At 57.9% G+C, this 26,558-nt stretch carries 23 protein-coding genes; 18 read left to right on the plus strand and 5 right to left on the minus strand.

The features are described 5' to 3' along the window. Positions 1-22: 22 nt before the first annotated feature. The 3 genes from QP941_RS01830 to QP941_RS01840 all read left to right on the plus strand — a co-directional run bounded on the left by QP941_RS01830 (position 23) and on the right by QP941_RS01840 (position 3,503). Entirely contained in the window at positions 23-1,399 is a 1,377-nt protein-coding gene (locus QP941_RS01830; RefSeq protein WP_284867794.1) for an MFS transporter, read from the plus strand. A gap of 24 nt (positions 1,400-1,423) precedes the next feature. Continuing rightward, on the plus strand, positions 1,424-2,455 hold the full coding sequence (locus QP941_RS01835; RefSeq protein ID WP_005323342.1) for an ATP-dependent 6-phosphofructokinase: 1,032 nt from the start codon (positions 1,424-1,426) through the stop codon (positions 2,453-2,455). A 79-nt stretch (positions 2,456-2,534) separates the two neighbouring features. After that, positions 2,535-3,503, plus strand: a complete 969-nt coding sequence (locus QP941_RS01840; RefSeq protein ID WP_502869189.1) for a bile acid:sodium symporter family protein — start codon at positions 2,535-2,537, stop codon at positions 3,501-3,503. Between the two features lie 14 nt (positions 3,504-3,517). Here the strand turns inward: QP941_RS01840 and QP941_RS01845 are convergent, their stop codons facing one another. After that, the gene (locus QP941_RS01845) at positions 3,518-4,303 is read right to left on the minus strand and encodes a DUF4261 domain-containing protein (RefSeq protein WP_284867796.1); all 786 of its coding nucleotides are present in this window, start codon (positions 4,301-4,303) and stop codon (positions 3,518-3,520) included. Positions 4,304-4,360: 57 nt separating this feature from the next. Here QP941_RS01845 and gatB point away from each other — a divergent pair, with 57 nt between their 5' ends. The 4 genes from gatB to QP941_RS01865 all read left to right on the plus strand — a co-directional run bounded on the left by gatB (position 4,361) and on the right by QP941_RS01865 (position 9,775). Further along, positions 4,361-5,866 carry an Asp-tRNA(Asn)/Glu-tRNA(Gln) amidotransferase subunit GatB gene (gatB, locus tag QP941_RS01850; protein WP_284867797.1) on the plus strand — a complete coding sequence of 502 codons (1,506 nt, stop codon included), beginning with the start codon at positions 4,361-4,363 and terminating at the stop codon, positions 5,864-5,866. A 138-nt stretch (positions 5,867-6,004) separates the two neighbouring features. After that, positions 6,005-7,057: an NAD(P)-dependent alcohol dehydrogenase gene (locus QP941_RS01855; protein WP_284867798.1), complete on the plus strand. Its 1,053-nt coding sequence runs from the start codon at positions 6,005-6,007 to the stop codon at positions 7,055-7,057. A 203-nt stretch (positions 7,058-7,260) separates the two neighbouring features. After that, positions 7,261-8,688, plus strand: a complete 1,428-nt coding sequence (locus tag QP941_RS01860) for a YkvI family membrane protein (protein WP_284867799.1) — start codon at positions 7,261-7,263, stop codon at positions 8,686-8,688. Between the two features lie 16 nt (positions 8,689-8,704). Next, entirely contained in the window at positions 8,705-9,775 is a 1,071-nt protein-coding gene (locus tag QP941_RS01865; protein ID WP_284867800.1) for an aldo/keto reductase, read from the plus strand. Between the two features lie 19 nt (positions 9,776-9,794). On the opposite strand, the gene QP941_RS01870 is transcribed toward QP941_RS01865, so the two are convergent. Continuing rightward, positions 9,795-10,487 carry a LysE/ArgO family amino acid transporter gene (locus tag QP941_RS01870; RefSeq protein ID WP_284766245.1) on the minus strand — a complete coding sequence of 231 codons (693 nt, stop codon included), beginning with the start codon at positions 10,485-10,487 and terminating at the stop codon, positions 9,795-9,797. Positions 10,488-10,557: 70 nt separating this feature from the next. Here QP941_RS01870 and QP941_RS01875 point away from each other — a divergent pair, with 70 nt between their 5' ends. From QP941_RS01875 to QP941_RS01890, 4 genes are all read left to right on the plus strand, one after another. Beyond that, positions 10,558-11,430 carry a LysR family transcriptional regulator ArgP gene (locus QP941_RS01875; protein WP_284766244.1) on the plus strand — a complete coding sequence of 291 codons (873 nt, stop codon included), beginning with the start codon at positions 10,558-10,560 and terminating at the stop codon, positions 11,428-11,430. A 69-nt stretch (positions 11,431-11,499) separates the two neighbouring features. Next, the gene (locus QP941_RS01880) at positions 11,500-12,450 is read left to right on the plus strand and encodes a DoxX family protein (protein ID WP_284867801.1); all 951 of its coding nucleotides are present in this window, start codon (positions 11,500-11,502) and stop codon (positions 12,448-12,450) included. A gap of 11 nt (positions 12,451-12,461) precedes the next feature. Next, positions 12,462-13,040, plus strand: coding sequence for a hypothetical protein (locus QP941_RS01885; RefSeq protein ID WP_284766242.1), 579 nt, complete (start codon positions 12,462-12,464; stop codon positions 13,038-13,040). Then, a complete protein-coding gene (locus QP941_RS01890; RefSeq protein ID WP_250410889.1) occupies positions 13,033-13,347 on the plus strand; it encodes a transcriptional regulator in 315 nt (104 codons plus the stop codon). The genes QP941_RS01885 and QP941_RS01890 overlap by 8 nt, the downstream gene beginning before the upstream one ends. Here QP941_RS01890 and QP941_RS01895 read toward each other — a convergent pair. The 3 genes from QP941_RS01895 to QP941_RS01905 all read right to left on the minus strand — a co-directional run bounded on the left by QP941_RS01895 (position 13,322) and on the right by QP941_RS01905 (position 17,127). After that, positions 13,322-14,596, minus strand: coding sequence for a glycosyltransferase family 87 protein (locus QP941_RS01895; protein ID WP_284867802.1), 1,275 nt, complete (start codon positions 14,594-14,596; stop codon positions 13,322-13,324). The two genes, QP941_RS01890 and QP941_RS01895, sit on opposite strands and share 26 nt — an antisense overlap. A gap of 80 nt (positions 14,597-14,676) precedes the next feature. Continuing rightward, a complete protein-coding gene (gene ilvD, locus QP941_RS01900; protein ID WP_284867803.1) occupies positions 14,677-16,530 on the minus strand; it encodes a dihydroxy-acid dehydratase in 1,854 nt (617 codons plus the stop codon). Positions 16,531-16,584: 54 nt separating this feature from the next. Beyond that, complete coding sequence (locus QP941_RS01905) at positions 16,585-17,127, minus strand: PH domain-containing protein (protein WP_198492929.1); 543 nt, start codon at positions 17,125-17,127, stop codon at positions 16,585-16,587. Between the two features lie 308 nt (positions 17,128-17,435). Between QP941_RS01905 and QP941_RS01910 the strand changes: the two genes are divergently transcribed. The 7 genes from QP941_RS01910 (at position 17,436) to QP941_RS01940 (ending at position 26,505) form a co-directional block, all read left to right on the plus strand. After that, entirely contained in the window at positions 17,436-19,286 is a 1,851-nt protein-coding gene (locus QP941_RS01910; protein WP_284867804.1) for an acetolactate synthase large subunit, read from the plus strand. 2 nt (positions 19,287-19,288) lie between these two features. Further along, positions 19,289-19,807, plus strand: coding sequence for an acetolactate synthase small subunit (gene ilvN / locus QP941_RS01915; RefSeq protein ID WP_284766237.1), 519 nt, complete (start codon positions 19,289-19,291; stop codon positions 19,805-19,807). Between the two features lie 99 nt (positions 19,808-19,906). Then, positions 19,907-20,920, plus strand: coding sequence for a ketol-acid reductoisomerase (gene ilvC / locus QP941_RS01920; RefSeq protein WP_239278007.1), 1,014 nt, complete (start codon positions 19,907-19,909; stop codon positions 20,918-20,920). A gap of 112 nt (positions 20,921-21,032) precedes the next feature. Beyond that, positions 21,033-22,823, plus strand: coding sequence for a GmrSD restriction endonuclease domain-containing protein (locus tag QP941_RS01925; RefSeq protein WP_284867805.1), 1,791 nt, complete (start codon positions 21,033-21,035; stop codon positions 22,821-22,823). After that, positions 22,813-23,718, plus strand: a complete 906-nt coding sequence (locus QP941_RS01930; protein ID WP_284766234.1) for a hypothetical protein — start codon at positions 22,813-22,815, stop codon at positions 23,716-23,718. The genes QP941_RS01925 and QP941_RS01930 overlap by 11 nt, the downstream gene beginning before the upstream one ends. Before the next feature lie 63 nt (positions 23,719-23,781). Next, positions 23,782-25,368 carry a phosphoglycerate dehydrogenase gene (serA, locus tag QP941_RS01935; protein ID WP_284867806.1) on the plus strand — a complete coding sequence of 529 codons (1,587 nt, stop codon included), beginning with the start codon at positions 23,782-23,784 and terminating at the stop codon, positions 25,366-25,368. A gap of 117 nt (positions 25,369-25,485) precedes the next feature. Beyond that, positions 25,486-26,505: a 3-isopropylmalate dehydrogenase gene (locus QP941_RS01940; RefSeq protein WP_284766232.1), complete on the plus strand. Its 1,020-nt coding sequence runs from the start codon at positions 25,486-25,488 to the stop codon at positions 26,503-26,505. Positions 26,506-26,558: the final 53 nt, after the last annotated feature.

A 26,558-nucleotide genomic window follows, 5' to 3' on the forward strand; every position in this document is an offset into this window, starting at 1 on the left:
CTGCCCGCTAGACTCTAAGGCCATGACTGTGGAGACGCATCTGCCGCCCGAGCGCCAAGCATGGCGCGCCATGTTTGCATTGTCCCTCGGATTCTTTGTATCCCTGCTGGACCAATCCATGGTGGCGGTGGCGCTTCCTGACCTGCAACGCGAATTGAACGCAGGGGTAAACCACACCATGTGGGTATCCGCGGCCTATTTGTTGGCTGTGGTGGTGCCGCTGCTCTTTACCGGACGCTTGGGTGATGTTTTGGGCCAGCGCCGGATGTTCTGTTTAGGCGTGGGCATTTTCGGGCTGGGAGCAGTGGCGTGTGCCGTGGCTCCCACAGTGGAAGTGCTCATTGCGGCGCGTGCCGTGCAAGGCGTGGGTGCGTCCCTCCAGATGCCACAGACCATGTCCGTTATCAATCGCATCTTTGCGCGTGAGCGCCGTGGGCGCGCACTAGGAGTGTGGGGCGTCATTGGCTCGGTAGCGGCACTTGCCGGTCCACTCGCCGGTGGCTTTCTGGTCGGGCACTTTGGGTGGCAGGCCGCCTTTTGGATACACATTCCCTTCGTGGTGCTAGCCATTGTCTTCGCGCTGCTGTGGGTGCCTGAGCTACCCACGACCGTGCAGTCTATCGATGCGCCCTCGGCCATCGTTTCGCTCATCGCCTTGGCGGCAATCGTCTTTGGTATTCAGCAGGGCCCGGTGCTTGGCTGGGGATGGACCATTTGGCTGATCCTGCTCGCCGGAGTTGCCGCTATCATCTGGTTTATTCGATTGCAGGCAACTGCCCAGGCCCGCGGGTCGAGTCCGCTGGTGCCGCTGGCGCTATTTAGTGACCGCAATTATTTGGCGGGCTCGGTAGGCATCATCGCAATGGGGTTTATGGCTGCTGCGGTGATGCTGCCCATCATGCTGTGGCTGCAGACCATGCAGGGAGTGCCTGCGGGCGAAGCCGGCATCATCGTGGCTCCTATGGCGCTGGTGTCTCTCCTGATATCTCCGTTGGCTGGAATTATGGCGGATCACGTCAATCCGCGGATTCTTGGGGTAGTGGGATTTTCTATCCTTATATTCTCGCTCCTTGCGGCATGGTGGGTCATGCAGGTCGACGCCCTTCCGTGGGTACTCGGGCTGCCTATCGCCGGCCTAGGTGTGGGGCAGTCGTTCATTTGGGGTTCCAACGCAGCCACCACCTTGCGCGATATCTCGCCGGAACTCATGGGCGCTGCCTCCGGTGTGTACAACACCTCCCGTCAGGTGGGATCTGTGGTGGGAGTTGCCCTGGTATCCGCAGTTATGCAAACGGGTAGCCCAGAGGCGGCAATTATTAATTCGCTGCTCGTCATCGTGGCTGCGCTGGTGGTGGGCCTGGTTTCTGCCCTAGGTTTTAGGGACACTCTGCAGGCCTAAAAATCGCGCGCTAGATTGGTAGGTATGCGTCTAGGTGTTTTAACGTCCGGCGGCGATTGCCCCGGCCTCAATGCTGTAATCCGTGCGGTAGTGCGTACCGCATCCAATGAATTTGGAGATACCGTTGTAGGTTATGAAGACGGCTGGGTGGGCCTGATGGAAGACCGCCGGCGTGATCTTTATGACGATGCGGAAATCGATCGTATTCTGTTGCGCGGCGGCACCATCCTGGGCACCGGCCGCCTGCATCCGGATAAGTTCAAGGCCGGCCTTGACCAGATTAAGTCCAACATGGCGGATGCCGGGGTGGATGCCCTTGTCGCCATCGGTGGTGAAGGTACCCTCAAGGGCGCAAAGTGGCTTTCTGATAACGGCGTGCCGGTAGTGGGCGTGCCGAAGACCATTGATAATGACGTTAACGCCACCGACTACACCTTTGGTTTCGATACCGCCGTTTCTGTGGCCACCGATGCTATCGACCGTCTGCACACCACCGCAGAGTCCCATAACCGCATCCTGATCGTGGAGGTTATGGGCCGCCACGTGGGATGGATTGCCCTGCACGCGGGCATGGCCGGCGGCGCGCACTACACCGTGGTACCGGAAGAGCCCTTTGATATCGCGGAGATTACGAAGGCGATGGAACGCCGCTTCCAGATGGGCGAGAAGTACGGCATTATCTGCGTGGCAGAAGGCGCCCTCCCGAAGGAGGGGACTATGGACTTCGAGGCCGGCGGCGTCGATCAGTTTGGGCACCAGACTTTCAATGGCATCGGCCAGGTAATCGGCGATGAAATCAAGGCACGCACCGGGTATGACGTGCGTACGACCGTGCTGGGGCATATTCAGCGCGGCGGCACGCCGACTGCCTATGACCGCGTGCTTGCTACTCGCTACGGCGTGCACGCAGCGCGCGCCATCCACGAAGGTGAGTCTGGCATGTGCGTTGCCCTCCATGGCGAGGATATTGACCTCGTCCCGTTGGAAGATGCCGTGGGCACGCTGAAGACGGTGCCGGAATCGCGTTACCGCAACGCCCAGGCGCTCTTTGGCTAGGGGCATTCTGCGTTCCGAATATTAAGATAGCGCTCCCACTGGGTGGGAGCGTATTCTTTTGTCCATGAGTATCGATAGCATGACAGATAATCGGGTGAAGGTGCCCTCTGCGCCTTCCTCAGCGCAAGACCGTCAAGCGCTCATTGCAGCGCTAGGCTTTCCCGTGCTCGTGATTATCGGTGGGGTGATGGGATACCTCGCGCCAGAGACCGCAGCTTCCTTCGCCCCGCAGGTCACCCCGCTGCTGGGTATTGTCATGTTCGGTATGGGCCTAACCCTCAAGCCGGTGGATTTTGCCTTGGTGGCACGCCGTCCGCTGCCCGTTCTCATCGGAGTAGTAGCGCAGTTCGTCATCATGCCGCTGGTGGCGCTGCTGGTGGTCGCTGTGATGGATCTTCCCGATGCTGTAGCGGCCGGCGTTATCTTGGTGGGCTGCGCGCCCGGCGGTACGAGTTCGAATGTGGTGTCTTATCTCGCGCGCGGTGATGTGGCTTTGTCAGTGACCATGACATCCATTTCCACCCTGTTGGCGCCGGTCCTTACCCCATTGCTGACCTTGTGGCTGGCAGGGGAGTACATGCCGGTCTCCGCCTCCGCCATGGCTTGGTCCATTGTGAAGGTTGTGCTCATTCCGGTTGTTGCCGGCATTCTCATCGGCATGCTAGTTCCGCGCGTGGTGGCAAAGATTAACGCGGCATTGCCGTGGATCTCGGTTGCGGCCATTTCGGCCATTGTGTGCATCGTGGTCGGCGGCGCGCACGACACCATCGCTACCGCCGGCGCACTCGTCTTTGCCGCAGTGGTAATCCATAACGCCTGCGGCTACGGCTTGGGATACCTAGCCGGAATGCTGACCAAGCAGCCGGTCGCCGCACGGCGCACCATGGCCGTCGAGGTGGGAATGCAAAACTCCGGCTTGGCCACCTCCCTGGCATCGACCTATATGAACCCATTGGCCGCCCTGCCAGGTGCCGTCTTTTCGGTGTGGCACAACCTCTCTGGTGCGGTGCTGGCAGCCATCTGCCGCTATTCGGATTCCCGGAAGTAGGACCGGGAAACCCGCTAAAAATTAATCGTGACCGCAGGATAGGACTCGTCTACAAACCAGGGCTCTTTCTGCACGGTCAGAGGGGGCTGGTCTTGCTCGAAAGATAGGGTGTCGCCGTCTTTGACGGTGGCGCCTTGCAGAACATGGTCTGCGATATTGGCCAGCTTGTAATAGAGATCGGTGGGATCCATGGATTCGGCGGCCGCCTGGACTTCAGGGTGTCCGGCTTGGACCAGCCCAACGGTATAACCCAAGATTTTGTTTTCTTTTTGGGTAAGCCACACCGGAGCGATGTGCATTGGGGCAAGGTTATCCCGAAAAGCCTCGAGGAAAGTATTCGGCGCGATAGAAACGTTGCCGCGCGGGTTATGGACTATCAGGCAGTCGGGGTGCTCGGCTACCACCGCAGTGGCCTTGGAGAGTAGCTCAAGGTGATCACGGCGGGCCTCGCGGAATTGCTTCGCGCGTTCATGTTCGGTCTCACGGGGAAGCACGGACACGAGGATTTGTGCGGTGGCAGAATCGAGGCCGCGGGCATCCGCGCTCAAAATGGGGTGGAGGCCATAGCTATCGCGGGTGGGAGGAGTATCGACGGCTTGGTAGTGCAATAAGAAGGAATCATCCAGCTCGACCATGATGCTTCCCGGATTCTTGCCCGGCGTGATATCTCCCAAGCGATCACCAAAAGTGGTGGTCAGGCGCTCGCTTACCTCTTCAGGGGTAGGAGCAGTGCGGAAGACTGCGATGTTGATCAACGGGGCATCGATAAGCGCGGCATCAACGCTATGTGGTGTAGTCATAGTATTCAGCTTAGGGGCGTGAGCGCGCGGGCGCATGGACGTATTAAGATGGCACGCATGACTGCTGCGATGTATGACCTGATGGACTTCGATGAGGTCCTAGAAAAGTTCGAACCGGTAATGGGCATGGAAGTCCACGTAGAGCTGGATACGGAAACCAAGATGTTTTCTACCTCTCCTACGAACTTCAACGCAGCGCCTAATTCCAACGTTGACCCGGTCTCCCTGGGCCTGCCCGGTGCGCTGCCGGTAGTTAACTCCAAGGGCGTGGAGGGCGCCATCAAGATTGGCCTGGCGCTTAATTGCTCCATTGCGGAGTCCTCTCGCTTTGCCCGTAAGAATTACTTTTACCCGGACCAGCCGAAGAACTACCAGATTTCTCAGTACGATGAGCCGATTGCCTATGACGGCTACCTGGATGTTGTGCTGGAAGACGGCACCGAGTGGCGCGTGGAAATCGAGCGTGCACACATGGAGGAAGACACTGGCAAGTTGACCCACCTCGGTGGCGCGGACGGCCGTATTCACGGCGCCACGGCATCCCTGGTGGATTGTAACCGTGCGGGTATTCCTCTCATTGAGGTCGTTACCAAGCCGATCATTGGCGCCGGTGAGCGCGCGCCCGAGGTGGCTAAGGCCTACGTTTCCGCCCTGCGCGAGCTCGTTGCAGCCTTGGGCGTTTCCGACGCCCGCATGGATCAAGGCTCCATGCGTGTGGACTCCAACCTGTCCCTGCGCCCGGTGGGCCAGGAAGAGTTTGGTACCCGTACCGAGACCAAGAACATTAACTCTCTGCGTTCCGTGGAGCAGGCGGTTCGCTTCGAGATGCAGCGCCAGGCGCAGGTGCTTGAAGATGGCGGCATCATTGATCAGGAAACCCGCCACTATCAAGAGGCCGATGGCACCACCTCCAAGGGGCGTCCGAAGGAAACCGCGGAAGACTACCGTTACTTCAATGATCCGGACCTGCCGCCGGTCATTGCTCCGCGCGAGTGGGTAGAAGAGCTGCGCCAGACCCTTCCGGAGCTGCCATGGGTTCGCCGTGCGCGCATCCAGGAAGAGTGGGGCATCAAGGATGAGGAGATGCGTGACTTGGTTAATGCCGGCGCCCTCGACCTCATCGTGGATACCGTCGAGGCCGGTGCGAAGCCGGACGAGGCACGCTCCTGGTGGGTTTCTTACCTGGCCGGCAAGGCCAACGAGCAGGATACCGATCTTGCTGGCCTGTCCATTACCCCGCAACACGTGGCGCGCGTTATCGCGCTCGTCAATGAGGGCAAGCTGACCACCAAGCTCGCGCGCAAGGCCGTCGATGGTGTGTTGGCGGGCGAGGGTGACGTCGACGAGGTCGTCGAAAAGCGCGGCTTGGAGGTCGTGCGCGATGACGGCGCCATCGAGAAGGCCGTAGATGACGCGCTGGCCGCCAACCCGGACATTGTGGAAAAGTACCGTGCCGGCAATAAGAAGGTCACCGGTGCCATCGTGGGTGCGGTCATGAAGGCTACCCAGGGCAAGGCCGATCCGGGCCAGGTCAATAAGCTCATCGCAGAGAAGCTGAACTAAGACCCCCAAATAGCCAGCCGCGTCTATCCCTCCTCAACGAGAGGGGCGTGGCTGGCCTTTTTGGTTTTCCTTCCCCGATAGAGTTGGTGATTATTTTCGTTAGGCGAGGTCAGTGGGGTTACGCGTAGGGTCGTGGGCATGACAATTAAGAGCAAAGTATTGCAAAAGGAAAACCCTGAAGCACCATTCAAGGTCGTAGAAATTGAGCGCCGCGATCCGCGCGAAGACGACGTGGTCATTGATATTAAGGCTGCAGGCATCTGCCACTCCGATATTCACACGATCCGCAACGAGTGGGGCCAGGCCCACTTCCCCCTGACGGTGGGCCATGAGATCGCCGGCGTTGTGGAAGCTGTGGGCGATAAGGTCACCAAGTTCAAGGTGGGCGACCGCGTTGGCGTGGGCTGCCTGGTGAACTCCTGTGGCGAGTGCGAACAGTGCCGCAACGGCCAGGAGCAGAACTGCCTGAATGGCAATGTGGGCACCTATAACTCCGAAGATGTAGACGGCACCATTACTCAAGGCGGCTATGCTCAGAAGGTAGTAGTCAACGAAAACTTTGTGTGCACCATCCCGGAGGGCATCGACTTTGACGTCGCAGCCCCGCTGCTGTGCGCCGGAATCACCACCTATTCGCCGCTGGCTCGCTGGCAGGTCAAGGAAGGCGACAAGGTTGCCGTAGTGGGCCTTGGCGGCTTGGGCCACATGGGTGTGCAGATCGCTGCGGCAAAGGGCGCGGAAGTAACCGTGATTTCCCGCTCCCTGCGCAAGGAAAAGGAAGCTTATGAGCTGGGTGCTAAGCACATTTTGGCCACCGGTGAGGACGAAGAGTTCTTTGCCAACCACCGTGGTGAATTCGACGTCGTCTTGTCCACCATTTCTGCCCAGTACTCCCTCAATGACTACCTGCAGCTGCTGAAGCCGCGCGGCATCATGTCCGTTGTGGGACTTCCGCCGGAGGAGCTGGGGATTCATATGAGTAGCCTCGTCGGCGGCGGCAAGGTGCTAACCGGCAATAACATCGGCGGCATTGCAGAGACCCAGGAGATGCTGGACTTCTGTGCCGAGCACGGTATCGGCGCCGTTATTGAAAAGATCGGCGTCAACGATGTTGATGACGCCTATGAGCGCGTGGTGGAAGGCGATGTAAAGTTCCGCTTCGTGATTGATACCGCGACCTTCGACGACTAAAGCGTTAGGTTGATTTCGCTGCATCCCCAAATGTGATTTATCACAACATCGGTATGTGTCAGTAGGTGTTTAACGGGTCACTTACGTACCATTCCTTAAGGAACGCATATCGGTGTTGTGTTGCCCACGTGCTGGGGGAGTGGGGGACAAGGGGCCGCGCGCACCAGTATGCGAGAGATATTCGCTACAAAAGTTAGGCAACTGTGTCTTCTAAAAACATTATCGCCATCGCTATGTCCTTCGTGGGCTTGCTGGTCGGCGCCGGCTTTGCCACAGGCCAAGAGGTGGTGCAGTACTTCACCGCCTTTGGTTCCTGGGGTATTCCCGGCATCATTATCGCCGCACTCATCATGACCCTTGCCGGTACAGTGTTCTTGCAGCTGGGCAGCTACTTCCACGCTTCTGAACACAACACCGTATTCCGCAATGTCACTCACCCGATCGTCTCCAAGTTGCTGGACGTCGCGGTCATCATCACCCTTTTTGCTATTGGCTTTGTGATGTTGGCCGGCGCGGGTTCCAATATGGAGCAGCAGTTTGGCTGGAAGACTTGGATCGGCTCCACGCTCATGCTGGTAATGGTGCTTATCGTGGGCATGCTCGACGTGGATAAGGTATCCAAGGTCATCGGTGCTGTAACACCGACCATCATCATTGCGGTCATTGGCGTAGCCATCTACACCGGCCTCAATATGCCGGATGACATCGGTGCCGCTATGGACGCCTCCAGCCAGATCGACACCCCGATTGGTAACTGGCTCATTTCAGCACTCAACTACAACGGCCTTGCCCTGATGCTCGCCGTGTCCATGTCCCTGGTTATCGGTGGCGATAATATTAGTCCGCGCGAGGCCGGCTGGGGCGGCGTTGTAGGCGGCATCATCTACTCCATCATGATGGGCCTTGCCGGATTCTCCTTGCTGATGAACTCGGACAAGGCACAAGGTTCCGATATCCCGATGCTGTCCTTGGTAGATGACGTTAACCCGACGCTGGGCGCCATTATGGCGGTCATCATTTACTTGATGATCTTCAATACCGCTATCGGTATGTTCTACGCGTTGGGCAAGCGCCTATCTGCCGGCCATGAGAAGCGCTTCCCACTGATCTTTGTCATCGGCTGCTTGGCCGGTTTCGCCGTGTCCTTCGCCGGATTCAAGACCCTGATGAACTACATCTACCCCGTCATCGGCTACATGGGCATTCTGATGGTGGCCATCCTGGTCTTTGCTTGGTTCCGCAGCCAGTCTCAGATCCAGGATGAGGCTGTGCGCCGGGAGCGTGTACGTGCCCTCATGCACCTGAAGCTGCACCCGGACAAGGCATATGATGCTGAGCGCTATGACGATGAAATTGGCCAGCACATCGAGGACTCCAATATGGACAATGAGGCCCTCTACGATGAGCTGGTGGAGGAAGTCACCGAAGAGCTCGATGGTGACGACGACGTGGACTTTGACAAGGAAAAGTACGAAGAAAAGCGCCACGATTACTCCTACTACACCGAGCGTGATGCGGTAGAAACTGACCGCACCCCGGAAGAAATTGAAAAGTGGGTCGAAGAAACCGGCGCATCCGGCGACCCTGAAGAAGATGAGGAGCTGCCAAAGGCTGACAATTCCAAGAATTAAGCGGACAATGGGGGCCATGAGTATCTATGCACCCCCATCTGACCGTTATGATTCGATGGAGTACCGCCGAGTAGGCAACTCTGGGCTGAAGCTGCCGGCCATTTCCCTTGGCCTATGGCAGAACTTCGGCGACGACCGTCCCCTGGCCACGCAGCGCGAAATCCTGCGCGCGGCGTATGACCGGGGGATTACTCATTTCGATTTGGCCAATAACTATGGCCCTGAACCAGGCGCCGCGGAGGACAACTTCGGCAGCATCTTCGCCCGCGATTTCCGCCCCTTCCGCGATGAAATGATCATTTCTTCCAAGGCGGGTTGGGTAATGAATGATTCACCCTACGGTTTCGGCGGCTCTCGCAAGTACTTGGTGAGCTCCTTGGACGCTTCCCTGAAGCGCATGGGCTTGGATTACGTGGACATCTTCTACCACCACCGCCCGGACCCGGACACTCCGCTGGAGGAGACCCTATACGCTCTGCGCGATATCGTAGCTTCCGGCAAAGCCCTGTATGTGGGCATTTCCTCTTATGGTCCGGAGCTCACCGCAGAGGCCGTGGAGTTTATGGAAGATGAAGGCTGCCCGTTGCTGATCCATCAGCCGAGCTATTCCATTTTGAACCGCTGGATTGAGCGCCCGGGCGAAGACGGTGAGTCGCTGCTTGACGTTACGGCGCGCAGCGGCCTGGGCGTTATCGGCTTCGGCCCGTTGGCACAGGGCATGCTGACGGACCGCTATATCGACGGCATCCCTGCAGATTCGCGAGCGGCGAAGAATAAGACCCTGGAAAAGGACTGGCTCAATGAGGAAAACCTTTCCATGATCCGCTCGCTCAACGATATTGCAGGCGAGCGCGGTCAGTCTCTGGCTCAGATGGCCATCTCGTGGGTGCTGCGTGACCAGGGGGATCGCACGCTTACCTCGGCGCTGTTGGGTGCTTCTTCTGTGGAGCAGCTCGAGCACAACCTGGGCGCGCTGGACAAGCTTGACTTCAGTGCGGAGGAGCTGGCTGCGATTGACGACGCCGCCCATGACGCCGGCATCAACCGCTGGGCAGGCGCCACCGCCTCGCGCGTTCGCGGCAACTAGGCGCGGTGGTGCTCGTTCCCTAGAGCAGGAGCAACTTGAGCGTTAGGCCAATCATGATGACGCCGATGCCGAAGTTGATCCAGCGCCACACTGTGGGTCGGGACAGCACGTGGGAGAAGCGCGCCGCGCCAAAGCCGATGAAGGGGAACCAGGTGAAGCTGGCGCAGATTGCACCCACGGCGAAAAGCCAGCGCCCCGATTCGCCATATTGATTAGCAATGCTGCCGAGCATGACCACTACGTCTACGTAGGCGCCTGGGTTGAGCCATGTTAAGGCCAGGGCGGTCAATAGCGGCTTAACCCATGAAGGGGAGCGCTTGATCTCGACGCGAGTTGCAGTCTTGGTCGTGCTGCGCGCCCTAGAGCCATCGAAGGAAGCGACTTCCTGCGGTGCCTTCGGCTGCGTGGATTCCACCTCGATGGCCTCGCCTTTGGTCTTGAACGCATCGCGGAAGCAGGTAAAGGTGAAATACGCCAGGTAAGCGGCGCCAACATATTTCAGAACCTGCAGGGCGTTGGGGAATTTTTCTACCAAGTAGCCCACGCCGGCCGTGCCGGAGGTGATCAGGATGACGTCGGAAAGCGCGCAGACGACAATGATGAGGCCGATGTGGTCGCGGCGGATGCCGTATTTGAGCAGCATGGCATTTTGCGGACCGACGGCCACGATGAGCGATAATCCCAGGAAGAAACCAGCAAGCACGATGGACATGCCTTCCAGTGTGAATTCCTGGCCTGAATTAGTCCAGTTAATGAATCTACAGTTGGTTTAGAATAGCTTCATGAACCCGGTGCACTTAGAAACTTTGCTTGCCATCGTGGACGAAGGCAGCTTCGATGTTGCCGCTGCCGTACTCGGTATATCGCCGTCTGCGGTAAGCCAAAGAATTAAGGCCCTAGAGTCGAGCACCGGTCGAGTGCTCCTTCGCCGTGCTACCCCGGTAACCGCGACAGAAGCGGGGGAGATCTTGGTGCAATCCGCACGCCGCATGGCGTTGGTACAGGCAGAGACGGATGCCCGCCTAGGCCACCGCCTGGCCCGGGTCCCGCTCTCTGTTGCAGTGAACTCGGATTCCCTAGCGACATGGTTTCGTAGGGTCCTTAGCGATACCGCGCGGCGGGGCGATGTTGCCCTGCGCATTCGGATTGAGGATGAGGCCCGTACCTTAGCCATGCTGCGGCGTGGAGATGTGCTTGGCGCGGTAACGAGGGAAGCCACACCGGTCTCAGGGTGTGAGTCTAGCTTTTTGGGTACGATGCGTTACTTCCCAGTCGCGGCGCCGCATATTGCAGAAAGCTTTCATAGTGGCCGCTTGACCTGGGAAACCATGCCGCTGGTGGGATATGGGCCTAACGACCAGGTTTTGGACGATGCGATGCGGGAGCGCTTCATTGATTCGTCCGTGGTGCGTGCCCGGGTGTCACAGATCCCTTCGTCCGAGGGCTACCTCGAGGCCGTTCGCGTTGGCCTGGGGTGGGGATTGCTGCCCCAAGCTCAAGCGCTGCCCCTACTGGCGGCAAAAGAGCTGGTGCTTCTCGACGACTCCCCGCTCGATATCGACCTTTACTGGCAGCGTTGGCGATTGGAATCGGAGGTATTGGGTGAACTTACGCGTTCGGTCATCGAAGCTGCGAGCGGCTTGGTGGCCACATAGCGCGCAAGCTCGTGCGGCGCGCCGTGGTGGGTACCACAAAAGTGCAGGCACGTGCCCTAAGTTGGAGCTATGAGCGATAAGCAGCAACCGGATAAAGCCACCCCGTTTGATGAGGATATGGACGTGCCTACATACAACGCGAAGCCCGCTAGCAAGGATTCTGTCTCCGGCCAGAAAAAGTCGAAGCCCGGGCTTTTCGAGCGCGCCGGCCGCGCCGAGCCACAGGAGATCAAGCCTTCTCAGGCGCAGCAGAACCACCCTGAAACCGAGGTACTGTCCTATTCCAGTGCAAATGAAGCCGCACGTCAGGACAGCAGCGCCGGCGAGGAGACCGTAGCCTTCACACAACCGGAGTCCACCACGCCGGCTAGCGTAGAGGAGGAGACGGAACTTGCTACTGCCGACGCCCCCGTGGACAGCACCCTCAGCACCGAAACCGCAGAGGAGCGCGAGGCACGCCTACAGGCGGAACAAGAAGAAAAGGAAGGCTATCAGCGCTATGGTCGCCGCGGCACCATCGACTTCGGCCTTCTATTCATCCGCTTGGCGCTGAGCGCTTACCTTATCGTCGCGGGAGCAAAGACCTTCTTTACCCTTGGCGATAGCGAAGGCTTGTCCGGCCTGGAAGGCGATTTTGCTAACTATGCATGGGATACCGCACTGTCTATCGCGGTGCCGACCATGCAGCTTATCGCTGGTGTGTTCTTGCTGCTCGGCCTCATTACGCCGCTGGCTGCCATGCTTGGTCTGGTGGTGACCGGCTTTACCGCCGTCCACGAGCTCGCCCAGACCGATGCCGGCCTGGATGTCTTTAGCTGGCCGGAATCCGTATGGCTTTCCTTGGTCCTCTTTGTCATAGCAGTGGGCCTGCAGTTTACTGGCCCAGGCTTTATCTCCCTAGACTTCAAGCGTTCCTGGGCACGCCGCCCGCTGGGTACTTCCTGGGCCTTTGTTCTCATCGGCATCGCCATCCTCGCCGCACTCTGGTTCTTCGGCGCAGGCGTTAATCCGTTGAACTAGGCGCTAATAGATTGTCCGTCGCAATAGCGGCGGATTTTCTTTTGCTCTTGCTTTCCATGGCGGAAAGTATGATACTTTCTAAAGTGGAAAACAACGAAAAGTCGAAGGTGAAAGGAACGGCGAGAATGGATGAAAGCGTGCACGAGGCACTGTCCTTCAACGAGGAAGTGGAGAAGGAGCAAAGCGACGGACGGAAGACTGCGCTTAATGCCTTGTTTGCTGCAGCGTTGGCGGTACTTTGGTTTATCTTGAGCCAATGGGGGAATGGCATACCGTGGTGGTTGTCCCTTGGTTTAGTGGTGGTCTGCGTGGGAGTGGCTCTCTGGGTTGGCGCTCAGAAGCGCAACGTGCGCGCAGGTTATAGGCAAGATCCCTTCGCCCAGCCGCAGCCGGATAAGAAATACTATTTCGGAATCATTCTGATATTTTGCCCTACGTTCCCCCAGATCTTCCTCGAAGGACACCTGGCCACTGCGGCTGTAGTATTCACGCTGTGGGGCATCGCTGTATTTTGGGTTTTCAATTCCGGTGCGATGGATCTGTCCACGCGGGACAGTGCAAGTGGCAAGCGGGCAAGCGGCGATGAATGAGCTCGATCCAGTAATCCACCCGCTTAATCGCTTTAAAATTTGTGCGGTGCTCAACGCGGCTGGAGCAGTGGAAGGCGCCATCAACAAAGAGATGCGCTTTGCCGCGATTCGAGACAAGGTGAATCAATCCGATGCCACGCTGTCTAAGCAGCTAAGCGCACTGGAAAAAGAGGGGTATATCAGTCGCTTTCGCGAGTACGGGTCCTCGCGTGGCAAGGACACGGTATGGGTGATGCTCACGGCAAAAGGTAAGGCCGCATTCGATTCGCACCTTGCAGCGCTTAAGACACTAGCGGGGCAGGAGTAGCGGTACTCGTGTTCCGGTTATTGCGCCGGGAGGCATAGAAAGCGGCTGCGAAAAGTGCGACGGTAAGCACGGTGAGCCAGACAAAGTCATCCACCCAGAACTTTTGGTAGCGCTCCATGGCGTGGACATCGACTTGATCGCCCCACCACCATTTAGGAGGGACGGTCAGCAGCATGGCTGCCCAAGCGATAAGGACGGTCAGGAGGCTGCCCGCAGCCCATCCAGACGGCAGCCAGGTCCACGCGCGGTAGACAAAGACCGGGATGATGAGCGTGAGCCAGACCCAGTGGTGCGACCAGGAAACAGGGGAGATGAGGAGGAGGGTGAGGGCGGTGACCAATTGGGCGTCGACAAGCAGATGCTCCTCGCACAGTCGCTTGATGAGCCACGCAGCAAAGGCAATAACCACTAGGCAAGCTGCGAGCCACGCGAGGTTGATGGTCAATCCATTGGCGTCCATGGCTTCCGAAGAAGAATACATGCGCTGAATGGCTCCCTTGATGGAACTATTGGACTGGTAGTCGGTTGCCACGCCGAAGTTGCCGCCAGATCCCATATCTAGCAATTTAGAGCTGAAGAACTCCACGAACGCGTCCCAGCGGAAGGCCGCGGAAAGCAGCGTGGCAGCGACTGCGGAAAGGAAGGCCGTGGCAATCTGCTTCCATTCCTTGCGCACGAGGAAGTAGAGCAGCATCGCCAGCGGGGTAATTTTGATAGCGGCGGCCAAGCCAATCAAGACACCTTGCGGCAAGAAGCGCTTGCGCGGAACGAGGTCGAGGATAACCAGCGCCATCACCACGATGTTGATCTGCGCAAAACCATTGTTGAGATCAACCGGTTCGAAGCGCAAGGCAATGGCCCAGGCAATGGCGGTAACTGGCAGGAGAAAATCCGGCTTCTTCAGCACCGCCCTGAAAACGAAGTAGAGGCAGACGAGCAGGAGTAGATCGGAGAGGACGACCATGATGTCGCCCGCCATATCGTGGTCAATGCCGTCAAAGGCCGTGAGTGGAACCATGACGAGCGCGCCAAAGGGTGGATAAATGAAGGGAAGTTCAATATCCCCGGCGAGCATGGGCTCGCTATAGACGGAGCGGTGATCAAGGAAGGCTTTGACGCCCTCGCGGTAGATCACCATGTCAATGGGAAAGTCCGTGATGCGGGTGTCTTGAACAATCTTCCAGGCGCCAAAAATGAGGCCCAGCAGAGCTAAGGCATAACGAAAAAGTGGGGTGCGCGCGAGTTTCATCGCAGTACACTTTATGCGATCTGCAGGTAAACGGGCGTGCACCCCACCGAGGCTCACAGGGATTTAGCAGTTAATACTGGCTAATTTACATGGCCATCGACCACACGCACCGCGCCGCGATCGGCAGAGGTGGCCATGGCTGCATACGCACGCAGCGCCTTGGTGATGGGGCGGTTGCGGTTCACTGGAGTCCACGGTTGCTCGCGCTGTTCCTGGGCGGCTCTGCGGCGCTCCAGCACGTCCTCGTCCACATCCAGGGTGAGTTGGCGCTCGTGGATGTCGATGGTGATGGTGTCGCCGTTTTCGATGAGTCCGATAAGGCCCTGGTGGGCCGCCTCGGGGGAGATGTGGCCGATGGAAAGGCCGGAGGTGCCGCCGGAAAAACGGCCGTCGGTAATCAAGGCGCATGCCTTGCCCAAACCGGCGCCTTTCAGGAAGGAGGTGGGGTGGAGCATCTCCTGCATGCCAGGGCCGCCGGACGGGCCTTCATAGCGAATGACCACCACGTCGCCCGGCTGAACTTCCTTGTTCAGGATTATCGATACGGCCTCCTCCTGGGATTCGACCACACGGGCGGGTCCAGAGAAGGTCCACAGCTCTTCTTCCACACCCGCTGCCTTCACGATGGCCCCGTCGGGGGCCAGGTTTCCGCGTAGGACAACCAGGCCGCCGTCGGAAGAAAAGGCATGATCGGCGTCGTGAATGCAGCCATTAGCGGCGTCAGTATCGAGCTCGTCCCAGCGGTTGGATTGGGAAAATGGTTCGGTAGTGCGCACGCCGCCCGGCGCGGCGTAGTACAGTTCGCGGGCCTCATCGGTGGCATGTGGGTTGCGGATATCCCAGTCATCGAGCCACTGCTCGGCGTTGTCATATAGCGCCGTATGCACCTTCAAGTTCAGGTGCCCGGCGCGGCGAAGCTCTCCTAAGATAGCGGGGATACCGCCGGCGCGGTGGACATCCTCAATGTGGTAGGTGCCATTGGGCGCGACCTTGGACAGGCAGGGCACGCGGTAGGAGATGTCATTTATGTCATCGAGGGTGAAATCCACCTCGCCCTCCTGCGCGGCTGCGAGCGTGTGCAGGATGGTGTTGGTGGATCCGCCCATGGCCATGTCTAGCGCCATGGCGTTGGTGAAGGCTTCCTTGGTGGCGATTTTGCGGGGGAGAACGGATTCGTCCTCCTCGCCGTAATAGCGGCGGCACATATCGACGATGGTGGAGCCGGCCTTTTCAAATAGGCTACGGCGAGCCGTGTGGGTGGCCAAGGTGGTGCCGTTGCCAGGCAGTGCCAAGCCGAGTGCCTCGGTCAGGCAGTTCATGGAATTGGCGGTAAACATGCCAGAACAGGAGCCGCAGGTGGGGCAGGCGGATTCCTCCACCTGGGTCAAGCCTTCATCGGATACCGCGTCATTGGCCGAGGCGGTAATGGCGGTGATGAGGTCGGTGGGGGCGTGGGCAACGCCATCAACTACGACGGCTTTGCCGGCTTCCATCGGTCCGCCGGAGACGAAGATGGTGGGAATGTTAAGGCGCAGCGCCGCATTGAGCATGCCCGGGGTGATTTTATCGCAGTTGGAGATGCACACCAGGGCGTCGGCAGTGTGGGCATTGGCCATGTACTCGATGGAATCGGAGATGATTTCGCGTGAAGGCAGCGAGTAGAGCATGCCGCTATGACCCATGGCGATGCCATCATCGACGGCGATGGTATTGAATTCCTTGGGTACGCCTCCGGCCTCGCGCACGGCGTCGGCGACGATATCGCCAGCGTTTTTAAGGTGTACGTGGCCGGGGACGAATTGGGTGAAGGAGTTGGCTATGGCGACAATCGGTTTGCCAAAGTCATTTTCCTTGGTGCCGGTGGCCCGCCAAAGGGCGCGGGCACCAGAGGCTTGGCGGCCGACGGTAGTTACTTTTGAGCGCAGCGGGAACATGGTTTTCAGTCACCATTCCTTCAAGGGATGTGGGGGAGAGCGTAGGCGGCGTATTTAGTTTTCGGCCGAAGGCTTGAGCTCGGGGTGGCGCTCAAGGTAGTCCTCATACTCTTCCTTGCTGAGGAGGACTTGTTGGCCGTCACGGTGGACAATGACCACCTTGTCATCTGCCGCTTCACGGCCCTGGGTAAGGGCGTCAGGGATGCGGCCGCGGGAGGCCTCCGAAAGTCGCGGGAGCGAGTTAAAGGTAACGCCGGGCAGGCTGTGCTCCGCACCAGCCTTGGTGCGGGCGAAGGCGCGGGCGCGTTGGAAGCCGATTCCGGCAAAATCGTCCCATGCGATCTGGATATTCTTCCGGAAGGCGTAGGAGATAGCGATTCCGGATTCGGAGACTTTGGTGCGGGATTTTATGACCCACCACAATCCGAGGATGGGGATAATGAACAGCCATGCGAGGTATTTGGGGGCCCATCCGATGCTCAGCAGAGCAATGGCGGACAGGATGAGGATGCCCAGGATATGGTCGCGGGATGGCTTGAAAACCTCTGCCTGGGTGGTGGACTGACGAGGTTTATTGTCCTTAGGTGGTGGAGTCATAGTGTGCAAGCCTAATTCACTTAGGCGGGCAAGGGCGAACCTATTTTTCAGGCGTGTCCCATCACATGGGAATGTGATCCCAAAAGGGGGTAATCGGCACGTGCGCAATACCTATCAGTGTATAGTCATGCCCATGATCATTATTCGACTTCAGGTAGTACCAACGCGGTGGTGACCGCGACGACCGATGACGTCGACGCATTTCGCCCCCGCAGACAGACAAGCCCGCGGGGGCTTTGTTCATATCTGGGGCCGGTATCGATGATGATCAGGACCTGTAAAAGACCAATTCAAGGAGCACATTAACCGTGGTTACGACAACTTCGCCCACGCCCGCTTCGGTGGCTGCGGCCTCACGCGCCCACGCTCCGGAGCGGATGAGTGGTGCCCACGCCATTGTCCGCACTCTCGAAGACTTGGGAACCGATCTCGTCTTCGGCATTCCAGGCGGTGCCGTGCTTCCTCTTTACGATGCTTTGCACACCTCGACCAAGCTGCGGCACGTGCTCACCCGCCATGAACAGGGTGCCGGCCACGCTGCCGAAGGCTATGCCCAAGCTTCCGGCAAGGTAGGCGTATGCATTGCCACCTCCGGGCCGGGTGCGACCAACTTAGTGACAGCGCTTGCCGACGCAAACCTGGACTCCGTTCCCATCGTCGCCATCACCGGCCAGGTGGGCAGCAACCTATTGGGAACCGATGCCTTCCAAGAGGCCGATATCCGCGGCGTGACGATGCCGATTACCAAGCACAACTACATCGTGACAGAACCCAGCCAGATTCCAGCTGCCATTGCAGCCGCATTCCATCTGGCTTCTACGGGCCGTCCGGGGCCGGTCTTGGTGGATATCCCAAAGGACGTGCAAAACGATGAATTGGAATATTCCTTCCCGGCTACGTTTGATCTGCCTGGATATAAACCGACGACCAAGCCGCATCATCGCCAGATCGTGCAAGCGGTTGAGCTCATTGCACAGGCAGAAAAGCCGGTCATCTATGCCGGTGGCGGTGTCATCAAGGCTGAGGCGGCCAAGGAGCTGCGCGAGTTTGCGGAATTTTCCGGAATCCCCGTCGTGACTACGCTCATGGCCTTAGGTGCCTTTCCGGAATCTCATCCGCTGCACATGGGGATGCCGGGCATGCATGGCACCGTCCCTGCAGTTGCGGCCATGCAGCGAGCTGACCTGTTGATTACTATCGGCGCGCGATTTGATGATCGAGTAACCGGTGATACCTCCACTTTTGCCCCTGGGGCCCAGGTAATTCATGCTGATATTGACCCGGCTGAAATTGGGAAAATCCGCGACGTTGCCGTGCCAATCGTGGGTGATGCCCGCAACGTGTTGGCAGGTCTCTTAAAGGAGTACCGCAAAAACTCCGCGGTGAATTCTCCGCAGGTAGGCCCATGGCGAGATTACCTCGATAGGCTCAAGAAACGGTTCCCCCGTGGCTATGATCCCACTCCGGATGGGCAGCTCAATCCCCAATTTGTGTTGGAAAAGCTGAGTGAAACCGTAGGTCCTGAGGCTATCTACTGTGCCGGTGTGGGGCAGCACCAGATGTGGTCGGCACAGTTCATTGACTTTGAACACCCACGCTCCTGGATCAACTCCGGCGGTGCCGGAACTATGGGCTATGCCGTGCCGGCGGCCCTCGGTGCCAAGGCAGCATGCCCGGATAAGGAGGTGTGGGCGATTGACGGTGACGGTTGCTTCCAAATGACCAACCAGGAGCTCACCACCGCGGCATTGGAGGGCTTTCCGTTTAAGGTTGCCGTCATTAATAACGGCAACCTCGGCATGGTCCGTCAGTGGCAGACACTGTTTTTTAATGAGAACTACTCCAATACCAAGCTGCGAGAACGGGATGTCTATACCCCAGACTTCGTACGACTAGCAGAGGCGCTGGGGTGCGAGGCCATCCGCGTCACCTGTGAGGAAGAAGTGGTGCCGGCCATTGAACGGGCCCGCGCAATCAATGACCGCCCCGTGGTCATTGACTTCATCGTTGGTGAGGATGCCCAAGTCTGGCCAATGATCGGTGGTGGGGCGTCTAACGAGGAAATTCAGTATGCCCGCGGCTTGCGCCCGCTGTTTGATGAAAATGAATCGGCAGCAGAAACTCCTGCCGATATCGACGAGACTATCCAGGAGGTATAGGCATGGCCCCCAGTGACGTTTCCCGGCATACCCTGTCGGTCCTGGTAGAAGACGTAGAGGGAATTTTGTCGCGCGTGACGGGCATGTTTTCCCGACGTGGATACAGCATCATTTCGCTGGTTTCTGCCCAAACGGAAAATCCAGGGATTAACCGGCTGACCATCGTGGTCGATGCTTCCGAAAGGATTATGGAACAGGTGACCAAGCAGCTCAACAAGATTGTGCCGGTCATCAAGGTGGTGGAGCTCGAAACGGACTCGACCGTGGCGCGAGCCCTGATGCTGGTCAAGGTGGCTGCGAATAATGCCAACCGGCCGCAGGTGGTCGATGCCGTTAATATCTTCCGTGCCCGCGTGGTAGACGTGGCACAAGAATCGGTGGTCGTGGAGGCTACCGGCACCCCTGGAAAGCTGGCGGCGCTTCTCGATGTCCTGGAGCCATTCGGTGTGCTCGAGCTGGTGCAGTCTGGTGACGTGGCCTTGGGGCGTGGTCCCAAGGCGATGGCACCCCCGCGAAATTAAATCCCATCATATGGGCATAGCGTCTCATGCAGTGGTACAGTGCTAGGTGGGACGTTGATTCATTGAACTTACAATCACTACAGAATTGAGGACTACAACATGGCTATTGAAACCTTTTACGACGATGATGCGGATCTGTCTATCATTCAGGGTCGTAAGGTAGCCGTTATCGGATACGGCTCCCAGGGGCACGCGCACTCGCAGAACCTGCGCGATTCCGGCGTGGAGGTTGTTATTGGTCTGCGTGAAGGCTCCAAGTCGGCCGAAAAGGCTGAGGAGGCAGGCTTTGCGGTCAAGACCGTTGCAGAGGCTGCCAAGTGGGCGGATGTAATCATGCTGCTGGCACCAGATACCTCTCAGAAGCAGATCTTTGAAGATGAAATTGCCCCCAATCTGGAAGATGGCAATGCGCTGCTGTTCGGACACGGCTTGAATATTCACTTCAAGCTGATTGAACCACAGGCCAATGTCACTGTCGGCATGGTTGCCCCTAAGGGCCCTGGACATCTGGTTCGCCGCCAGTTCGTTGACGGCAAGGGCGTTCCGTGCCTGATTGCTACCGAACAGGATCCTAAGGGCGAAGGCCATGATCTGACCCTGTCTTATGCAGCAGCTATCGGTGGTGCGCGTGCCGGCGTTATCCCGACTACCTTCGAAGCAGAGACGGTTACTGACCTCTTTGGCGAGCAGGCCGTCCTGTGCGGTGGCGTAGAGTTCCTGATTCGTACCGGCTTCGAGGTTCTGACTGAGGCTGGCTACGAGCCGGAAATGGCCTACTTTGAGGTACTGCACGAGATGAAGCTCATCGTGGACCTGATGTTTGAGGGCGGCATCGCCAACATGAACTACTCGGTATCTGATACCGCCGAGTTTGGCGGCTACATTTCTGGCCCTCGTGTTATTGATGCCGATGCCAAGCAGCGCATGAAGGATATCTTGTCCGATATCCAGGACGGCACCTTCACCAAGCGCCTGCTGGCCAATATTGAGGGCGGCAACAAGGAGCTGGAGAGTCTGCGTGAGGAATTTGCGCAGCACGAAATTGAAAAGACCGGCACCAAGCTGCGCGATTTGATGAGCTGGGTCAAGAACCCGCTGGATGCTACTGCCTAGGAATAACAGGCGGCGTCTGTGGCGCACACCCACGGTGAACAGGCATGTTTACCGTGGGTTTTGCTTTATTTGTGTCAGGTAAAACTCCGGTGCGGGGAGTAGGATGAGGGCCATGGGTTTTACGACGCCAAGCTATGATCTCAAAGACCTTTTTGCACGAATTGATCGCGGGGATATCCAGCTACCTGACTTCCAGCGCAGCTATGCCTGGGATGAAGATCGTATTCGATCTCTTATTGTTTCCGTGCTGCGCGGCTATCCCATCGGCGCGCTCATGGCTCTTGACACCCGAAACGAAAAGATGCGCTTTCGTCCCCGTGCCCTTGCGGGCGCACCTGACACTGGCGTCGACCCCGGCTTGCTCCTGTTGGACGGGCAACAACGCCTGACCACCCTGTATCACTGCTTCAACGGCGAAGGCTTCGTAGACACCACTGACTTCCGCAAGAAGAAGATTCACCGCCGCTTTTTCATCGATATTCGCGCGGCCGTGCGCGGTGATCTCATGCCGGATGACGCCATCTTCGCGGTCAATCAAGACGGTAAGATTCGTTCGCACTTCGCACCGGCAATTGAGGGCGACATCCTATCGCGTGAAGATGCACTAGAGAATATGTGCATTCCCGTAGCTTCGTTGTTGAGCGAAAACGGCGTCAGCATGCTCTTTGAACTTGCAGCAACCAAGCAGGAATACAGTGCAGAACTGGCGGCTTTTAATAATCGCATCATTCGGCCATTGTCCGGTTATGACCTGCCAATGATTCGACTTTCCCGCGAGACGGAGCGAGCCGGCATCGGCTCGATTTTTGCCCAAGCAAACTCGGCTGGTCTGCAGATGGACGTATTTGACCTTCTTACTGCCGTTTTCGCCTCTGAGGACCCCAGCTTTCACTTGGCCGCTGATTGGCAGGAAGTGGAAAAGGACCTGCGTAAGTCCCCAGCCTTGGACGGAATTGGGCGCACCGAGTTTCTTTCCGCAGTATCGCTTCTGGTCTCCGGCGAAAAGGGCTGTGCCGGTGGCCAGCGCGAGGATATTTTGAAGTTGTCTTTGGCGGAGTACAAGTCGGCGGCCAACGATCTGCGCATTACTTTCCGCGAAGTCTCCGAGTTCCTCGCGCAGCGCTGCATCCTTAGCATGGACCAAGTTCCGTTTAATGAGCAGATCGTTCCCCTGGCAGTCATCATCGCCCGGTTGGCTAAGCGCGGGGGAGCGCTGTCTACCCAGCAGTCGTGGGACCGCATCAACCAGTGGTTCTGGTGTGGTGTCTTTGGCGAGCTCTACGGTTCTTCTGCGGTGCAGCTGCGCGCTGCTCGCGACGTCGATGAGGTCACCGAATGGGTAGCCGGTGCTACGGATGAGGCTCCGAAAACTGTCACCGATGCCGCCTTCCGTGAATCTCGTCTGCTTTCCGTAGATGACAAAGACGGTGTCTGGCATGGCCTTTACGCCCTTCTCATGGCGCGCGGCGCGAAGGACTGGCGCACCGGAAAGGCCTTCAATCGCCATACGTTTGAAGAGCTGAAGCCAGGATTCTTCCCCGTGTTTCCTCTGAACTGGTGCAAGCGCCACGGAGTTGATCCCGTTTTGGCAGAGTCAGTCATGAACTACACCCCGATGGGCAAGCGTACCGAGGTGGTGCTCGACGGTTTCGCTCCTAACCGCTACCTTCCCCGCGTTCAGTCCAAGTCCATCATGGAAGATGTGCAATTTGATGAGGTGCTAGCATCTCACGAAATGAATCTGGATTATCTGCGCGCATCACAGCCGCGTGAATTCCTTGCGGATCGCCGCCATAGGTTCTTGGACATCGTGGAATATGCTTTAGGTAAACCCGTTATTCGTGATGTGGATGAAACAAACCTTTGTGGTGGAGAGGAAGGTCCGCAAGCTTTTGATCGCTAAATCTGTGCGCTTGGCAGCCACAGTGCTGGTTGCTGCACTAGCGCTATCAGCCTGTGGCACTTCGGTCACAGAATCCAGGCTGGTCAAACGTGGTTTGTCCGATTTGGACGAGTCTGAAATTGACCTCAACAAGGCCAAGGCGGAAAACCAAAATCGGCTCATTGATCCGAAATTTGATCAAAGGTTTGTCATTGTCGATGACACCATTGGGATTGAAGCCAGCCGCCTATTTTTTGAAGACTCGGATTCCCTGGTCCTTTTCGCAGGGGATGATAAATCAACCCTTCGAGCAGCGACTTTGGCGGTAAACCAGCATTTGCCGGCGGTGCAGTATGACGATGATAGGCGTTTGGAAATCCATAAGCTGCTCACGGACTTAGGGGTAAGTCGCTTGGTGGTTATTGGAGACGTGCCGTGGACGGAAACATCTGGGGACTTCAACGTGATCAAGGATCCGGGAACGCATAAAGCATTGGGGGAGTTCACGGCATTCCAGTACGGCTCCAAGGTGGTTGCTTCCCCAGAACAGATGGTGAAGGATATCGCGCGTTTGGATAAGACTCCCCAAGTGGAGCTGCGCCCTGCGTGGGTGCCGTATGAAGGCGAGGCGCGCACTGATGAGAAAAAGAAGAACCCCATACCAGCGCAGTCCCGCAGGGACGGCCAAATGGCGCCGAATATCGTCGCAACTAAAGATAGCCCCATCGCAAACGTCATTACGGCGGCGGCCTACGGTGGAAGGGTTTTGGTGATGCCGACTGCCGATCCGTTGCAGGATAAACACAGTATGGCCGCTGTTGCCGGCCTAGAGGATGGCGCCCTAGTGGCCCTGGGGCCGGAATTCGGTCGAGTGAAAGAATTTAAGGCAAAAATCAAGCAGGGCAACCCCGACTGAACTACACTTCCTTGACACGCGGACATCCCGCGTGCACCGCATTTCACTTAAGCGAAGGAAGATATGTCGAAGCCGGTAGTTCTCATTGCCGATAAATTAGCTCAATCTACAGTTGCGGCCCTGGGGGATTCCGTTGAGGTTCGTTGGGTAGATGGGCCGAACCGTGCGGAGCTCCTCGCTGCGGTTCCGGATGCAGAGGCTTTGCTGGTGCGCTCTGCCACAACCGTTGATGCAGAGGTATTGGAAGCGGCCACAAAGCTCAAGATTGTGGGCCGTGCCGGGGTAGGACTGGACAATGTCGATATTCCGACGGCCACAGACAAGGGCGTCATGGTGGTCAATGCGCCAACATCGAATATTCACTCTGCGTGTGAACAGGCAGTTGCACTGCTCTTAGCGACGGCGCGCCAGATACCAGCGGCCGACCAGTCCCTGCGCGAAGGGGAGTGGAAGCGCTCTTCTTTCAAGGGCGTAGAGGTCTACGGAAAGACCATCGGCATTGTCGGCTTCGGACACATTGGCCAGCTCTTTGCCCAGCGTCTGAAGTCCTTTGAGACGACCATTGTCGCGCACGATCCCTATGCCAACCCGGCTCGCGCGGCGGCGCTGGGCGTGGAATTGGTTGAGCTGGAAGAACTGATGTCGCGTTCCGATTTCGTGACCATTCACCTGCCAAAGACTCCCGAGACTGCCGGAATGTTTGATAGAGAACTTTTGGCCAAGGCGAAGCGAGGACAGATTCTCATTAACGCAGCGCGAGGCGGTTTGGTAGACGAGGCGGCCCTGGCTGAGTCTATCGAGTCGGGACATCATCGAGGTGCGGGCTTTGACGTTTATTCCACGGAACCGTGCACTGATTCTCCGCTCTTTAAGCTGCCGCAAGTCACCGTGTCCCCGCACCTAGGCGCATCCACTGTAGAAGCTCAGGACCGTGCGGGAACAGATGTAGCGGAGTCGGTCTTGAAGGCTCTCGAAGGAGAGTTTGTGCCGGATGCGGTCAACGTCTCTGGCGGGGCAGTGGGAGAAGAGGTTGCTGGTTGGTTGGACCTCGCCCGCAAGCTAGGACTTACTGCTGGCCGCCTTTTGGGTCAGGCTCCCGTTGCCGTTGAGGTGGAGGCCTGCGGCGAGTTGTCTACCGAAGACGTAGAAGTGCTAGGACTTTCTGCTGTCCGAGGACTGTTTAGCGGCGTTACTTCGGAGCCGGTGACCTTTGTCAATGCAATGCAGATCGCAAAAAGTCGCGGGGTAGAGGTGGAGGTAACTACTAATACGGAGTCCAAGGGGCATCGTTCTTCCCTGCAGGTGAAGGTTATTGGCGCCGATGGCGAGAGCTCCTCGCTCACCGGCGCACTTATCGGCATCGATGGAACCGAAAAGTTTATTCGCATCAACGGCCGCGGCGTAGATATGCGTGCGACCGGCCGCAACCTCTTCTTCCGCTACGCGGACGCCCCAGGTGCATTGGGGACGGTAGGAACCAAGTTGGGTGCTGCGGGAATCAACATCGTGGCAGCCGCTCTTACGCACGGTAAACAGGAATCTGATGCTGTGCTGATTCTGCGCGTGGAGGCCGAGGTGCCAGAGCATCTCATCGCCGACATTAATGCGGCCTTGGGAGCTGAATGCGAACAGCTAGACATGGAAGCATAAGGCTGCGGACTGCAACAGAGTCTGAACCCGCGTGGTGTTAGGTAATTTACTGCGCCGCGCGGGTTTCTTTTGGTAGGGTAAGTCCATATCCACTCTGTGAGAAAGGAATCCTACATAATGAAACTTGCGGTGATTGGCGGCGACGGAATTGGGCCAGAAGTGACGGCCGAGGCGCTCAAGGTGCTGCGAGCCGTTCGCTCCGATATCGAGACCACTGATTATGATCTCGGCGCGCGCCGTTATCTGCGCAATGGGGAGCTTCTCACGGACGCTGACTTGAAGAGCCTGCGCGAACACGATGCGATCCTGTTGGGGGCGATCGGCGCCCCCGGTGAGGTGCCACCAGGCGTGCTGGAGCGAGGGCTGTTGCTTAAGATGCGGTTTGCGCTGGATCATCACGTGAACCTGCGCCCGTCCAAGCTCTATCCCACCGCTTCCTCGCCGCTCGCTGAACCGGGTGATATCGATTTCGTTGTGGTGCGCGAAGGTACCGAGGGGTTGTACTGCGGAAACGGCGGTACCTTGCGAGAGGGAACTGAGCACGAGGTGGCCAGCGAGGTATCGCAAAATACTCGTTTCGGTGTGGAGCGTGTGGTGCGCGATGCGTTTGCGCGGGCAGCGCAGCGCAGTAAGCATCTGACCTTGGTGCATAAGACAAATGTCTTGGTCAATGCTGGTGGGTTGTGGCAGCGCACCGTTGATGAAGTCGCCGCCGAGTTTCCAGAGGTTCGGGTGGATTACCAGCATATTGATGCTGCAACCATTTATATGGTGACCGATCCGGCGCGCTATGACGTCATTGTCACCGATAACCTTTTTGGAGACATTCTCACCGATTTGGCGGGCGCGGTAACTGGCGGTATTGGCCTTGCTGCATCCGGAAACATCGATGCCTCAGGCGCGAATCCTTCCATGTTCGAGCCGGTGCATGGTTCTGCGCCAGATATTGCAGGTAAGGGGATAGCAGACCCAACGGCGGCAATCTTGTCCGCCGCCATGCTTCTTCGTCACCTGGGCGATGAGTCCAATGCGCGGCGTATTGAGGATGCGGTGGCACAGGATGTGGCGGACCGCGGTGCCGAACCAATAAACACCGTCGAAGTCGGTGACCGAATCGCCAAGCTGCTCGTCGAATAGAAGCGGGCTTTTTGCGCTGGGCGCTTGCCGACGTCCCCAACCCCCGCGTCCTG

It is taken from the genome of Corynebacterium sp. MSK150, assembly GCF_030229215.1.
Lineage (GTDB): Bacteria > Actinomycetota > Actinomycetes > Mycobacteriales > Mycobacteriaceae > Corynebacterium.